This window comes from Trichocoleus sp. FACHB-262 (assembly GCF_014696035.1).
Classification (GTDB): domain Bacteria; phylum Cyanobacteriota; class Cyanobacteriia; order FACHB-46; family FACHB-46; genus Trichocoleus.
In genome coordinates this window covers 286,729-300,742 of sequence record NZ_JACJPK010000086.1, presented here as the reverse complement: position 1 = coordinate 300,742, position 14,014 = coordinate 286,729, and the positions used below count along the sequence as shown (strand labels likewise).

Below are 14,014 nucleotides of genomic sequence, written 5' to 3'. Positions count from 1 at the left end.
ATCTTGAAATGAATACAGTAATTCACCCACCTATGTTTCGTCGATTTGTAATTTTAGTTACGGCTGTGGCGTTGTGTTGGACCACGCTAGCTTGTGGTGAAACTCCATCAGTTCAGTCTCCAGCTCCTAGCGTGAGTGCTTCGACCGCACCCACTCGCATACCCAGTGGTCAGTATCCTGTACAGCAGGCAACCTATAATGACGCTAACGGCGAATATAGCTTGGTCTTGCTCAATACACAGCCCGGAGTGCCTGCCGTTTTTCGGACCCCCGATTTGCAGATGGCTCGCCTCACCGAGGCTGAAGTTTCCTCTAAACAGCAAAACTATCTAAAAGTTGATGGGGGCAAAGCGTCCCTCCATGTGGCAGAAGATTTCAAAATTGAGTACGTTCACAACGTGGTCGAGAATCAAACCGATCCTCAGACTGGCAGACAAGAAACAGTGGTTGTGCGTCAACAATCGAGTTTCTGGACGCCTTTTGCGGGAGCTTTGGCAGGACAGGTCGTTGGTAATCTCTTGTTCACCCCACGTTACTACGTGCCACCTGTCTACCAACCAGGCGGTTTAAGGGGATTCGGTGGATATGGCGATACTTACGGCCAAGCTGTGAACAGCTACCAATCGCGTTATCAAACTCCACCTCCCGCTGTGCGCAACCGTCAAACTTTGCGGACTACGGGCCGTTTGAGAACTCCTACTTCTGGTCAACCCAGTACGGTACGGCGACCTTCCACCTCTGGCAATCGTTCTACTGGTTCTGGATATGGTTCCAGTACGCTCCGCCAATCTGGGCGATCGCAGCCTAGAGTCAACCGGGGTTCTGGTGGTTTTGGCAGCAGTCGCTCTACTGGAGTACGGCGATCGCGCTCAAGTGGCCGACGGCGCTAATCCAGGTTCAAACAAGCCTGGCTAAAAGCCCCTGTCTTGGCTAACAGTTGTCATAATTGATCAAGCATCATGTTGCAAAAATCCCTGCGGTGACTTTAGAACCAGCAGGGATTTTTAGCGCCTATGTCAGAATAAAGGTCACGCGGTAATCAAACGCTCCTGACTTGTGATTGAAGTAGAAGTCCACCAGCAACTCCGTGCTTTCCTCCGAGAACAAGGTGAGCCCTACTGGCCCCATCACTTGACGATGGGACGTTTGGTGGCGCGAGCGTTAAGACTTGGTCGTAGCGCCTTGATTCAAGCAGGCGCTCCTTCCGGTAGCCACGGACGCTACCGCCTAAGTTATTTGGTGCCCTTACTCATTTGGCCAGGTTCAGCCGTATTGGCGGTGCCAGAAGAAGTACAGCAACGCCTACTCATGGTCGAGATTCCGCGACTTCGGCAGTGGATTCAAACCCATAAGCCAATTTTGACGGGCGATCGCTGGCCTGGGCCAGAGTTTCAAGGATTGCTCTTAACGACACCCGAAGAGTGGCTCAGCGATCGCTTAACCGATCAAAGCCGCTTTCCTCAAGGCATTCCTACCATCGTGGACGGTGTAGATGATTTGGAAGCTTGGGCGCAGAGCCAATTGACAGCCCGCCTAGAGCCGAGTCACTGGAACGACCTAATGCTGGCCCGCCCTGAACGAGCAGAAGCCATCCGAGATGTGCGAGTTCAACTAACGAGAGCGATCTTCCAGCATCCCGCCAATCCCTACGAATGCTACTTGGTTGAGTCAGAAGAACGAGAAATATTGCACGATCTCTTCAGGCAACTCAATGCAGGGCAAGCTCCAGTTCAGGAGACAGAGGCATCTGGTGAGCCGTCTAGTCTCGTTACCGAACTGAATCCTTCTCTACCTTCACCGACTCTGCCTGACGCTTGGAGCTATTTTTGGCAGCGATTGCAGAGCCCTGATCAGCTCGTTTGGGCGACGATCGCACGGCAGCATGGGCAATTTTCCTTGCACTGTGGCCCAGTTGATGTTGCCCCCGTCTTAGAGAAAATTTGGCCTCAACAGCCTGTAGTCTTAATTGGCGGTGCGCTCGATTTAGAGGCAGAGGCAACAATTTACCGCCAACGGCTGGGTCTGAAAGATTTAACCTGTCTGAAATTTGCTCCCGATCGCCAGAGTGAGTTAGTCCAGCTTTATTTACCAGATGGGCTCCCGATGCCCAACACACCTCAATTTCAGACAGCTTTGCTCCAGGAAGTGCGAGCTTTGTTGAATATTAGCCTCACTGCTCCAGGCTTAACAGTGCTGCTAGTGGGGGATGTACCTTTAAAGGCCCAAATCGGCTCGGTGTTAGCAGGAGAGTTTGGCTCCAGAGTTCAGGTGGAGAAGACTTGTCTGGATGACAACGGCATCTTAGTCACAGGCTGGGAATTTTGGCGGCAGTACCAGCATGTTTTGCCTGCACCGCATCTTTTGGCGATCGCAACCCTACCGATTCCCTCTCTAGAGCACCCGCTGGTGGCAGGCCGAGTGGCTTACTACAAACGCTTGCGGCAAGATTGGTTTCGGCTCTACCTCTTGCCTACAGCGCTGAGTGAGTTGCAGCGAGCGATCGCGCCCGTCAGGGAGTGTCAGGGGGTAGTTGCGCTGCTAGATAACCGAGTTTTACATCGCAGCTATGGTCATCAAGTACTTGCTGCCCTCAGCCCTTTAGCCCGGATTAACTATCTCGACCCAGGCTTGTTTAACCAATCTGACTATTCGGTTTTGGACTAATTCTTTACCCATTTGGGGTAAGAAGATTTGTAGATGCCTCAGCTTTGAAATGCCAACTGGGTCGTATCCTGAGTGTAAAGACTACGATCGAATTATTCGTCAATATTTACCTCTAGAGTCATGGGTGATTCAAAGCGTCGCAAAGAAGCATTGGGAGAAAAATACGGTCAAGAACCGAGTATCCTCTCTAAATTCTCATTCACAAAAAAGCAATCCGAACAATTCGTCAAATGGAGTTCTCAAGGCGCTTGGGTAGGGATTGGACTGCTAGTTGCCTACTGGATAACGGTTCGTTTTATTGGGCCTAGCTTGGGGTGGTGGCAAGTTAACTAAGCAATCTTAGTTAGTTCAAACCACTTAATTAATGTGTTTTCAAGCACAATCTTTGTCCATTGATACAGATTGCAAATCAGGACTATATGAATCTCAAATCAATGATTGAGATTGTGTTCAAATTGCAAGCTTTGTATACATTCCGCCTTAAAGCTACTTGTAATTTAAGTCAGTCCAAAGGCGGAATCTTATTGTTTGAGCTTGATTCACTATGAAAGAGTTCATCTAACTGTTGTACTGGATACTTCCTCAAATGAAGCCGTCCGTTAACCTGAGCAGGTGATGTTGGGAGCGCAAACTTTACTAAAAGAACTGGGCATTCTGAACAGTAGAGATCCCAACACCTGAAGATTGACTTCTTAGGAAAATCAAAATTCTTAAGAAAGTATAAAAAGGTCTAGAATGAGGTGTGGTGATTGGAGGACGAACGTGTTTCTAAGACTTGCAGAACAACACCGTCAATTTGTCCAGGACTTGGTTATGAGCTTACAAGCCCTGGCTACTGTACTCGAAAATCGAGGCTACCTAGCTTCTTGCTACACCTGCGGCGGGCAAATGAATAGTGCCTCCTTCATGGTGAGCTTGAGAGATAATCATTTAATCCGATTTTTGGTTTCTGACTACGGGATTACCTGGACCGAAATGCGGGACGACCGGGAATTGATGAAGCTAGAGGGTGCTGAAGCCATTAGTCAGTTGCAAGAGTTGGCTAATCTAGTGAAATATCAAATCAAGCCAGCAGAGTACCGTCCGACTGTGGCTCAAGAAGTATAGGACTCAGCGATCGCTTGAGACTTGAGCACAGGAATCACTAGCCTTAACCTTGCAGCCATCAATCAACTGCCAAGCCAAATTAGAGGCATAATTCAGAGTGGCTTCCTACCCCAAGGTTAGCCATGCTGGTATGCAGAAAAGGTGCTGATTTGACATGACAGTTGAAGACTCTGGTTGGCATCATCAATTTGTAGAGACAAACCACATTCGACTCCATTGTGTGACGCAAGGAGAAGGGGACCTTGTAGTTTTGCTGCATGGCTTTCCAGAGTTTTGGTACTCTTGGCGGTACCAAATTCCTGTGTTAGCCCGTCACTTTAAAGTTGTCGTACCTGATCTCAGAGGCTATAACGATTCTGATAAGCCAGAGCATGGCTATGACCTCGATACCCTGAGCGCTGACATCCGGGGGTTGATAGAGAATTTAGGCTATACCCGGGCTCATATTGTGGGCCATGATTGGGGTGGAGTAATTGCTTGGCATTTGGCGCAACGTTTTCCTCACTATCTCGATCGCCTAGCAATTTTGAATGCGCCTCATCCGCAACGCTTTATCCAAGAGTTAGCGAGTAACTTGGATCAAATGCGGCGGAGCTGGTATTTTTTCGCCTTTCAAGTGCCTGGTTTACCAGAGTGGGTAATTCAGCAAAATCTGAAAAATTTTGTGCAGGATTTCTTCCGAGGGCAGGCCATCCGCAAGGGAGCTTTCACAGCAGAAGACACCCAAATGTATGAAGCAGCTTTAAGCAAACCTGGCGTGCTGGCAGTGGCCCTGAACTATCATCGTCAGCTCTTTTCCTGGCAAAGTTTGTTGCGTAGTTGGCAATCACCTGAGCTAATCACGGTGCCTACTTTGGTTTTGTGGGGCGAAGAAGATGCATTATTGAGTCCAAAGCTGACTGAAGGGCTAGAGGCGTTTATGGCAGGAGCCTTCAAGCTGAAGTTCGTTCCTCACTGTGGACATTGGATTCAACAAGAAGCACCCCAAACTGTGAACCGGGAGCTTTTAAGCTTTCTGCAACAGTCTTAAGCTTTTTAAGCAGGATGTCTCCGTAAAACTAAGTCTTCCAGAGTTTTCTCTAAAGCCATGACTAATGAGAACTAAGTAATACTGCGGTTATCTCGGGCTGTTAGGCGTTCTAATCTAGAGACTAAGGTGTAATTTTTACTAAGAGCTGATTCAGCCACGAGGACAATTTTACTAAGCGCGTCTTTGATGCAAAATTCTACTGCTGTGAGAATCAGCACTAAATAGTTAGACCCAATCTGACATGAATTTTGCAGCCTGCCTACATTTCGGCTGGTTATATTTCGAACGTCACCTTGTAACTCTATAAGGCGACAGGTTACGTTGTGCGCTGTCTAAATTTCTACAGCCAACTATGATTGATCCACGCTCTTGGGCTGCACAATCCTTGGGAATGATGTCCCATTTCACCGAGGCAGAGTTAGAACAACGTTTAGGCTTATATCGGGTTTTTCTCAAGCTTTATGAGCATCATCGTGATTTGCTCAATGAGATTTTAGAACTGGAGAACTCTGGCAAGAGCCATCCCTATCAAGTCACGCTCCAATATGTTCAGGGGGTGGTGAGTGATGATCAGGTTCATTTAGTAACAAACTTAATTCAAGGAAATACCCAAGCCTTACTTCAGCCGCAACAGCTTTGGATTATTGGACGCGATCGCCATGCCGCAATACCAATTCGGGATGAGCGCTTATCTCGGCGTCATGCTGTCATTCAATACGTGACAGGCCAAGGATTTTATTTAATTGATCTTGATAGTACTAACGGTTCTTTCATCAATGGTGAACGCATCTGGCACTGTGCCTTGCTCAAAGAAGGCGATCGTGTCCGTCTGGGCAGTTTGACGTTTACATTCTTTATCTGTCATTCGTCTCAGACCTTAGGCCCTGTGCCACCGCAGGTTCTAGAGCAGCTAGCGACACGTTGTACTCACGATGGTGAAGCTAAGATTACAAAGACCGAACCAGAAGCAAAGATTCACTCAGAAAACTGGGAAAAGCCTTTGCCACCCGAAGTACACGAAACCTCCCGCTTTCTGCAATCCCATTGGTCTGACTATGAACCAACAGAGGTTGTTACAGAGCCTATACAAAACCCACCCCAGCCTGCCAGTCTACTAGAACAGTTACTTAGCCAAAAGCAAAAGCTCAGCGACTGCAATTAGAGACTGTCACGCGAGATGTGAGAAATATAAGCCAAATCAGCTAGTTTACAACTTGACTGCTATGACTGCGAGGGTCATCACCAGCAGGTTTAGTTGGTTTGACTGCTGTGCTAAAAGCTGAAACTTGACCGCTAGCTTGAGCATAAGGCAGTGAAGATCCTGCAACTAGGGCTTCTAAGTTAGCGGCCATGATCGTACGAGGTTGCTCTCCAATGGCGTTGGCAATGGCTTGACCATCCTGGTTGAGGAACACGAAATGGGGAATGCCATCTACCCGATAGTGCAAGACTTCTGGTAGCCACTTCGTGTTGTCTACATTGAGCATGACAAAGTTAATTTGGCCTTGATACTGCTGCTCTAGAGCATTAATTTCTGGAGCCATCGCCTGGCAACTCGTGCACCAGTTGGCGTAAAACTCCATTAAGGTTGGCTTGCCATTTTTGAGGGCTACCTCTAGGGGAGTTGCTTCCTCAGCCAAGTTATTGAGCGAAACTGAAGTGGTTTGAGTTTGCAACCCAAAGAAAACAGCAACGCTCAAGGCGATCGCGACTAGAACAATGAGTAAATTTCGAATGCGGGTACCGACTGTGGAGTTCGGCTTTGCTGGGGAAGTACCAGTAGGATCAGGTAAATTCGCCGCCATTGCAGGATATGTAAGGATTGCTAGATGCTCTTAGTGTAACTGAACCACGCAGGGCAACTGATTGATTAAAAATTTAGGCAGGCTCACCGAACTGCTACAGTGTCAGAATTGGAAGTGAGCAATTTTACGGTCGTCTCAACAGAGCCAAATTTTGTAACCTAAGCTTAGGCGCGAAGTGCAGAGGTAGTTCGCCGCGCTTCCAAGCCCACCGTTACAACTCAATTAAGGGGCATCCTGAAATTGTTGCTGTTAATTTTATCTTTCAGTTTCAGTCACCGATCGCCCAAGTGAGCTCACTATGTCTTCCAATCCTGCATCTGGAGCCAAGCCTACCCCCCCGGATCAAGATGAATATGCTGCTTACAGTAACAGTATTGTTGGGGCGGCAATTTTTGACTTGAACGGTCTACCCAAGGAATATTTTACGGCTGGAGAGAGCAGCAATATGAGTTGGGTGCAGACTATTTTTCAAGCCCTTGGTTTGCGATCGCTGCTGATGTCTTCGCTCCAGCTAGAAGGATTCCATCATGCAGTTATTCAAGGGCCTGACTGTTGTGCCGTTGTGGTGAAGCAGCCAGCTCGCTACATGGCTTTGTTAATTCAGCAAGCAGAACCCACCAGCACTATGACAGAGTCCTTTGTGCAGTGGGTACAACGATTTGAACCAAGCGTTTTGAAAACCCATCCCCGCTTTAGGGTTGCCTAAAAAAGCTGAGGTAGGGTGGTTCTTGGTTTCTAACTCTCTTCCCGAGTGTCGCCACTATTGCTGTTGCCGGGGGAAGAATCATAAAGTGCATCTAAATGCTCACGGGCATCTTCTACAGACATAGAACGCATGACCAGCAGCGGCTCGTTGATCACGTTGCCCGCATCATCTAAAAACTCTGGGTGTGGTACAGGTCGCGGCCGTGAAGTCGCCGCACCATTGCTAGCAGACCATCCAGCAGGAGCATAACTCCGTTGAGATTCCATTCCTAAGGTCAGCATGTTGCGAATTAGATTCGCGATCGCCAAAAACGCCAGAATGGTAAAAGCAATAACGTAAAGCAGGTGCAACATAATTTTGGTCCTCCCAGCCGAATAGCTCACCAGCAAGTTCACAAATTTTGCTCGAAATGGAACCAAGCTGAAAAGTGGAGCAGACAACAGTTGGTCCCAGGCAATGTTGAGCTTCATTGCCAATAGTTTCTCAGATTTTTTGCGGCTTAATCTACTCCTTCATAGCCAGCAGAGCGTTCCAAACGGAAACGAATGGTGGTTTGCCAGCATTCGGTGACAAGCTGATGCCAGGGCATCAAGACTGTTGTTTCTACGCCCACCTGACCACCTGTCACCTGAAGCAACATTTGAGTCGTGCGAACTTCCTGTTGCGCCTGCTTGACTCGTGCTAGCAAATCAGCTTGCTTCTCTGCGCCTAAAAATCGAATTTCTTCTGTTTCGAGCAGCACTTGCGATCGCTCAAACCAGTATTGAAAGTCTTCCAATAGCGGTTGTAGAACAGTTTTTAATAAATTCGGTTCAGGCAAGTTGGAACTAAACATGTATGAAAAGAGATTTCTATCTTATTAACCATAATAATCTTAATTTCATTTACGTTTTGTAATAGTTTCGGAATTTCTTTCGCTTGCTTGGGGTGACGAGGAGGTAAGGGCGATCGGTAAGATAGAGGCTATAGGGGATGATTTCCCTCTGATCCCAATCGAACCCTTGCAAGTCAAGATATTTCTCGAATGATTCAGCAGCAGATGCCTTCTTCAGAAGCTCCTTCTTCAGGACTAGCCGAAAAAATACATTTACCTCGCACCAGCGAATCTGAAGCCTTGAAGAAGATTCGTCATACCACGTCCCATGTGATGGCAATGGCGGTGCAGAAGCTGTTTCCCAAAGCGCAAGTCACGATTGGTCCTTGGATTGACAACGGGTTCTATTACGACTTTGATAGTCCCGAACCTTTTACTGAGAAAGACCTCAAAGCCATCAAAAAAGAGATGGTGAAAATCATTAATCGCAAATTGCCTGTGGTGCGCGAAGAAGTCAGCCGCGAAGAAGCAGAGCAGCGCATCAAAGCAATTAACGAACCCTACAAATTAGAAATTCTGGAAGGTCTAGAAGCCCCAATCACGATCTACCACTTGGGTGAGCATTGGTGGGATTTGTGCGCGGGTCCCCACCTCGAAAACACTGGCGAACTGAAGCCCGACGCGATCGAACTAGAAAGCGTAGCGGGGGCTTATTGGCGCGGTGACGAAACCAAGGCCCAATTGCAACGCATTTATGGCACTGCTTGGGAATCTCCAGAGCAGTTAACTGAGTACAAACGCCGCAAAGAAGAAGCCCTCAGACGCGACCACCGCAAGCTGGGTAAAGAACTCGGTCTGTTTATCTTCTCCGATATTGTCGGTCCTGGTTTGCCTTTATGGACTCCCAAGGGCACGCTTTTGCGCTATACCCTAGAAGATTTTCTGAAGCAGGAACAACTGAAACGGGGCTATTTGCCCGTTGTTACTCCGCACATCGCTAGAGTGGATTTGTTCAAAACTTCGGGGCACTGGCAGAAATACAAGGAAGACATGTTCCCGATGATGGCTGACGATGAGCAAGCGGAAGCTGAAGAGCAAGGCTTCGTGCTCAAGCCAATGAACTGTCCTTTCCACATCCAACTCTATAAAAGCGAATTGCGCTCCTACCGCACCTTACCGATGCGCTTGGCCGAGTTTGGCACGGTCTACCGCTATGAGCAATCGGGTGAGTTAGGCGGATTGACTCGTGTGCGCGGCTTTACAGTAGATGATTCGCACCTATTCGTCACCCCCGAACAATTGGATGCAGAATTCTTGAGCGTGGTGGATTTGATTTTGTCTGTGTTCAAGAGTTTGAAGCTACAAAACTTTAAAGCGCGCCTCAGTTTCCGTGACCCCTCATCTGACAAGTACATGGGTTCGGATGAGGTCTGGAACAAGGCAGAAGGAGCAATTCGGAGAGCCGTCGAAACCTTGGGCATGAACTACTTCGAGGGAATCGGAGAAGCCGCGTTCTATGGACCGAAGCTCGACTTCATCTTCCAAGATGCGCTCGATCGCGAATGGCAACTCGGAACGGTCCAAGTAGACTACAACCTGCCTGAGCGCTTTGACCTGGAATATGTGGCAGAAGACGGCACTCGTCAGCGTCCAGTGATGATCCACCGGGCTCCATTTGGTTCGTTGGAGCGTTTGATCGGGATTCTGATTGAGGAATATGCTGGGGACTTCCCGCTGTGGCTAGCACCGGAGCAAGTTCGCTTGTTGCCTGTGAGCCAAGATCAGGTGGAGTTTTCTCAGAATGTAGTCAACCAGATGCGATCGCTCGGCATTCGGGCAGAGGTGGACCTGAGCGGTGAGCGACTGGGCAAGCTGATTCGCAATGCTGAGAAGGAGAAAATCCCGGTGATGGCGGTGATTGGAGCGAAGGAGGTGGAGGCGAATAGTCTCAGTATTCGGACAAGGACCAATGGGGAGTTGGGTTCCATTCCGGTGGTTGAAGTGTTGGATAAGTTGAAGGTTGCTTTGGCGAATCACGATAACTTCTAAAACCGAACCCTTGGGGGCGCTTGCCCCCAAACCCCCGCTGAGGGACGGTTGCGTCCCCCAGACCCCCTCCAAAAAGGGTTTTATTGCTTGTGTAGTCCTTTGCCTGGAAATTAAGGTGCCTCAACGGCTTTATGATCAGGTTTGCGAGAAATAATGTTTCGCGATCGCTGCTAATAGGTATTTGTAATGTCGTTGAGTTCTACGGTTACTGTTACGGTTCCAGCTACTACTGCCAACATTGGGCCAGGGTTTGATTGTTTGGGTGCCGCTTTAACGGTTTACAACCAATTCCAATTTGCTCAACTGCGAACCAATACAGAGCAGCAGGTCGATATTACGGTGGAAGGTTTAGAAGCCGATCGCGTGAGTCGAGACGAAAGCAATTTGGCTTACCAAGCTTTTGTAAAACTCTACGAACACTTGGGTCAAACGCCACCACCTGTGGAAATCAATATTCAACTGGGAGTACCGTTGGCTCGTGGTTTGGGCAGTTCGGCAACGGCGATTGTAGGTGGATTGGTTGGAGCAAATGCTTTCGCAGGTTCGCCTCTTTCCGCAGCCGAAGTCATGCAACTAGCGATCGCAATGGAAGGCCACCCAGATAATGTGGTGCCTGCCCTGATCGGTGGCTGTCGTCTTGCCGCTACTACCTCGGAAGGGAAATGGGAAATCTGTGAAATTCCTTGGCACAGCGATATCGTGCCTGTCGTTGCCATTCCTAATTTTGAACTTTCCACTGCCGAAGCTCGCCGGGTCTTGCCCAGCGACTATAGCCGCGCCGACGCCATCTTCAATACCGCTCATCTCGGCTTACTCGTCCGTGCCCTAGAAACTGGCAACGGTAAATGGTTGCGAGCCGCCTTGCAAGACCGCATCCACCAACCCTATCGCCAAACCCTCATTCCTGGATACACCGCTGTTCAAGACACTGCGATCGCGGCGGGAGCTTACGGCCTTGTGATCAGCGGGGCAGGTCCCACCCTACTGGCCCTCACGAGTAGCCAAGAAGCTGCCAATGTAGAAGCCGCGATCGCCAACACCTGGATCGAGCAAGGCATCACCCCTTTAGTTAAAGCGCTGAAAATCGACTCCACTGGGGCAACTACCAAAGAGGGATGAAGAGAGGACTAAGGGTAGGGTGCCGACGCAATACTACTTTGCTGATAAAATGGCTTTGGGGTAGGCGATGCGTTGGTGATTGAATTGTTGCCAAACCTGGACAAAGACTTCGGCGATTTGGTTCATTTCTTCCCGGCTCAGACCCGAGTGCACTAGCTGATTGTCTTGCCAGCGGGCTCGCAGAATTTTGTTGATCATGGAGAGGGCTTCTTCCGAGCTAGCATCTTTGAGCGATCGCAAGGCGGCTTCGCAAGAGTCGGCTAGCATGACAATCCCAGTCTCGCGGGATTGGGGCACAGGGCCGTCGTAGCGGAAGTCGCACTCATCGACGGTGCAAGTAGATTCTTGTTTGGCTTGCTGCTGCGCTTGGTGATAGAAATAGGCGATTAACATCGTGCCTTGATGTTCTGGAATAAAAGCTTGGATAGCTTTGGGAAGACGGCATTTGCGCGCCATGACCAACCCCGCACTCACATGCTTCTTAATCAGTTGAGCACTTTTCCAAGGGTCGTTGATGGTGTCGTGCTTATTCGGACCACCCATTTGGTTTTCAATGAAACCCAAGGGATCGTGCATCTTGCCAATATCGTGATACAAGGTTCCAGCCCGCACCAGTTCCACATTGCAGCTCAAGGCTCTGGCCGCAGCTTCGGCTAAGGTGGATACAAACAAGGTGTGCTGAAAGGTTCCGGGCGCATCAGAAGCTAACCGTTTCAACAAAGGACGATTTGGGTTAGAGAGTTCAGCTAGACGAATGGGAGTAACGAGATCAAACAAGTGTTCCAAGTAGGGGCTAAGTCCTAGCGCCACTACACTCCAAGCCACCCCAGCTAAGCCATGCAGCATGGCTCCACTAAGTACGAGGTACCAGACAGGACCAGAAGCTGCATTCAGAATTAAAGTCAGAATCAGGTAGGCGACACCTTGGGTCAGACCGACCACACCACCTAAGAGGGCGAGTTCTTCCCGCGATCGCAATCTTCCCGCAATCAAGCCGCCTAGTAGACCGCCAACAGTGCTAGCTAACCAGTAGCTCCAACTCACTTCCAATCCTAGTGGCACTAGCGCTGCCAGTAAGCCGACAACTGCCACGCTCAAGGCAGAACCGTAGAAACTACCCACTAACAAACCAATCGCGGGCAGGCTGGTGGAAGAAATGCCAAAAATTCCTAGCAGAGGAGCACTTAAAGTTAGGACTAGGAGCAAAAGATGGTCTCGCTGCCGCAACCCTGGGTGAAATCGTCGCTCTACCACCCAAACAAGACCTACCGCCCCAGTCATCAGCCCACCGAAACCCAGCAGGCCGAGCCAATTAATTTCTCGACGGCTCAAACGGAAGTAGTCTAGCAAGACAAAGTTAGCTTGGGTAATCACCTGCCCTTCTTTCACAATTACTTCGTCTTGCTGAGCGGTGACGAAAACAGGCTTAACTTCTTGAGCTGCTTGCTCGGCGCGGAGCTTAGTTTGCTCGGGATCGCGAGTGAGATTAGGTTCTAAAACTTTGGGCAAAAGATTGATTGCGATCGCCACTGCTGGCTCTGGAACGACTCCCCTCACTTGCACTTTTACCGCGTTTTGCAAAATGGCTTTAGGTAAGCCTGGGGAGATGCCTTGGGCCAAAATGCGTGTCACAACTTGGCGAATGTTCGCTTGAGCAGTCTCCCATTCTGCATCCGATAAGTTAAATAGGGTGGCGTTGTAAAGAGCCTCCGAATCTGAGGTAATTGTGTTGGATAAGGCGGCTAGAGCAATCGGATAACTCCAACGACTTTTAGCAATGACGTCCACGAAGGCAGTAAAGTCTTCAGCAGGTATAGTTTGGCGATAACTACGCAACTCGGCAATCGCTTGCTGCTGAGCTGCATTCAGGGGAGGATTGCTTGGGTTTAGCCATTCATTCAAGCTTGGGTCAGTACTACTCTCCAGCCCTGAGTTATTAACGGTAGGAGGCTCCACAGCTTCTAAAACCGCCCGCCACTCCCACTCTTCAGCTTGGCGTAAGTAGATTTGCGTAGGCAAAGATAGGCTAATGGTAGGAACGAACGGAAAAGTTCCAGCCATGCGCCGCAGTTCAGTGCCCTGCTTTAAAGCTTGATCTAAAGCCTGCTGCACTCGTTGATTCACCGCCACATCTAGCGCTAACACTGGAACCGCGCCAGTTCGCGCTTCTCGACGTTTTTCTTCTGTGGTTTTAGGATCTTCTACACTGGCATTAAAAGGCGCTCGAATGGTCTGGGGCGCTGCTGTACCGACGTCTAACCTCGGTTCGTTATAGAAACGGTACCCAATGGTGCTCGTCAAGGAAAGAACAGCCACGAAGACCATAGCCGGAGGGCGATGACGGTGATGGTTGGGCGATCGCGGACCTGCTGCGGCACTAGTGAGGGGTTGCCGATTCCAGGTTTGGCTCAAAGCATGACCGAACGTCTTACGCGATACGTCTGCCACGTACACACGCCACCCTTCATTTCGATACCGTCTGTGCAGCCGCTCTGCCCGCCGCATCAACAATTGAATCGCTCTCATAGTAGTTAGGGTCTACCAGCGAGAGGGTGATGTGGAATGCAAACGAGCAGGTAAAAAATTTATTGTGTGCATGAACTGGTTTCCCTGGTTAGAAGCTGTCTGTAAAGTTTGTGACAGCACCCGCTTGGTTTATTTATTCATGCTACTCGGTTCATAGAGGAAGGTGAGTGGGGGACACCATCACAATCGAGGCG

General features: G+C 49.3%; 13 protein-coding genes. 9 read left to right on the top strand and 4 right to left on the bottom strand.

All coding sequences use genetic code 11. From position 1 onward, the window contains the following. The first annotated feature begins 32 nt into the window (after positions 1–32). The 6 genes from H6F68_RS18870 (at position 33) to H6F68_RS18845 (ending at position 5,963) form a co-directional block, all read left to right on the top strand. Positions 33–890, top strand: coding sequence for a hypothetical protein (locus H6F68_RS18870; protein ID WP_190561743.1), 858 nt, complete (start codon positions 33–35; stop codon positions 888–890). Between the two features lie 166 nt (positions 891–1,056). Then, a complete protein-coding gene (locus tag H6F68_RS18865) occupies positions 1,057–2,664 on the top strand; it encodes an ATP-dependent DNA helicase (RefSeq protein ID WP_190561335.1) in 1,608 nt (535 codons plus the stop codon). 120 nt (positions 2,665–2,784) lie between these two features. Beyond that, positions 2,785–2,997, top strand: coding sequence for a DUF2839 domain-containing protein (locus H6F68_RS18860; RefSeq protein ID WP_190434128.1), 213 nt, complete (start codon positions 2,785–2,787; stop codon positions 2,995–2,997). Positions 2,998–3,426: 429 nt separating this feature from the next. Further along, positions 3,427–3,771 (top strand): DUF1815 family protein, encoded by a 345-nt coding sequence (locus H6F68_RS18855; protein WP_190434131.1) that lies wholly within the window; start codon positions 3,427–3,429, stop codon positions 3,769–3,771. Positions 3,772–3,925: 154 nt separating this feature from the next. Continuing rightward, the gene (locus tag H6F68_RS18850; RefSeq protein ID WP_190434132.1) at positions 3,926–4,801 is read left to right on the top strand and encodes an alpha/beta fold hydrolase; all 876 of its coding nucleotides are present in this window, start codon (positions 3,926–3,928) and stop codon (positions 4,799–4,801) included. A gap of 352 nt (positions 4,802–5,153) precedes the next feature. Continuing rightward, on the top strand, positions 5,154–5,963 hold the full coding sequence (locus H6F68_RS18845) for an FHA domain-containing protein (RefSeq protein WP_190561333.1): 810 nt from the start codon (positions 5,154–5,156) through the stop codon (positions 5,961–5,963). Positions 5,964–6,003: 40 nt separating this feature from the next. Here the strand turns inward: H6F68_RS18845 and H6F68_RS18840 are convergent, their stop codons facing one another. Beyond that, positions 6,004–6,606 carry a thioredoxin family protein gene (locus H6F68_RS18840; RefSeq protein ID WP_190561331.1) on the bottom strand — a complete coding sequence of 201 codons (603 nt, stop codon included), beginning with the start codon at positions 6,604–6,606 and terminating at the stop codon, positions 6,004–6,006. 298 nt (positions 6,607–6,904) lie between these two features. On the opposite strand from H6F68_RS18840, the gene H6F68_RS18835 reads away from it, so the two are divergent. Further along, positions 6,905–7,312, top strand: coding sequence for a hypothetical protein (locus H6F68_RS18835; RefSeq protein ID WP_190561329.1), 408 nt, complete (start codon positions 6,905–6,907; stop codon positions 7,310–7,312). A gap of 29 nt (positions 7,313–7,341) precedes the next feature. Here the strand turns inward: H6F68_RS18835 and H6F68_RS18830 are convergent, their stop codons facing one another. Together H6F68_RS18830 and H6F68_RS18825 are read right to left on the bottom strand one after the other, a co-directional pair. Further along, on the bottom strand, positions 7,342–7,665 hold the full coding sequence (locus H6F68_RS18830; RefSeq protein WP_190561327.1) for a DUF2973 domain-containing protein: 324 nt from the start codon (positions 7,663–7,665) through the stop codon (positions 7,342–7,344). Positions 7,666–7,811: 146 nt separating this feature from the next. Beyond that, a complete protein-coding gene (locus H6F68_RS18825; protein WP_190434141.1) occupies positions 7,812–8,147 on the bottom strand; it encodes a DUF2605 domain-containing protein in 336 nt (111 codons plus the stop codon). A 204-nt stretch (positions 8,148–8,351) separates the two neighbouring features. Between H6F68_RS18825 and thrS the strand changes: the two genes are divergently transcribed. Beyond that, the gene (thrS, locus tag H6F68_RS18820) at positions 8,352–10,175 is read left to right on the top strand and encodes a threonine--tRNA ligase (protein WP_199300165.1); all 1,824 of its coding nucleotides are present in this window, start codon (positions 8,352–8,354) and stop codon (positions 10,173–10,175) included. A gap of 186 nt (positions 10,176–10,361) precedes the next feature. Further along, positions 10,362–11,294 (top strand): homoserine kinase, encoded by a 933-nt coding sequence (gene thrB, locus H6F68_RS18815; RefSeq protein ID WP_190561323.1) that lies wholly within the window; start codon positions 10,362–10,364, stop codon positions 11,292–11,294. A gap of 33 nt (positions 11,295–11,327) precedes the next feature. Here the strand turns inward: thrB and H6F68_RS18810 are convergent, their stop codons facing one another. Beyond that, positions 11,328–13,820 carry an HD family phosphohydrolase gene (locus H6F68_RS18810; protein ID WP_190561320.1) on the bottom strand — a complete coding sequence of 831 codons (2,493 nt, stop codon included), beginning with the start codon at positions 13,818–13,820 and terminating at the stop codon, positions 11,328–11,330. Between the last annotated feature and the right edge of the window lie 194 nt (positions 13,821–14,014).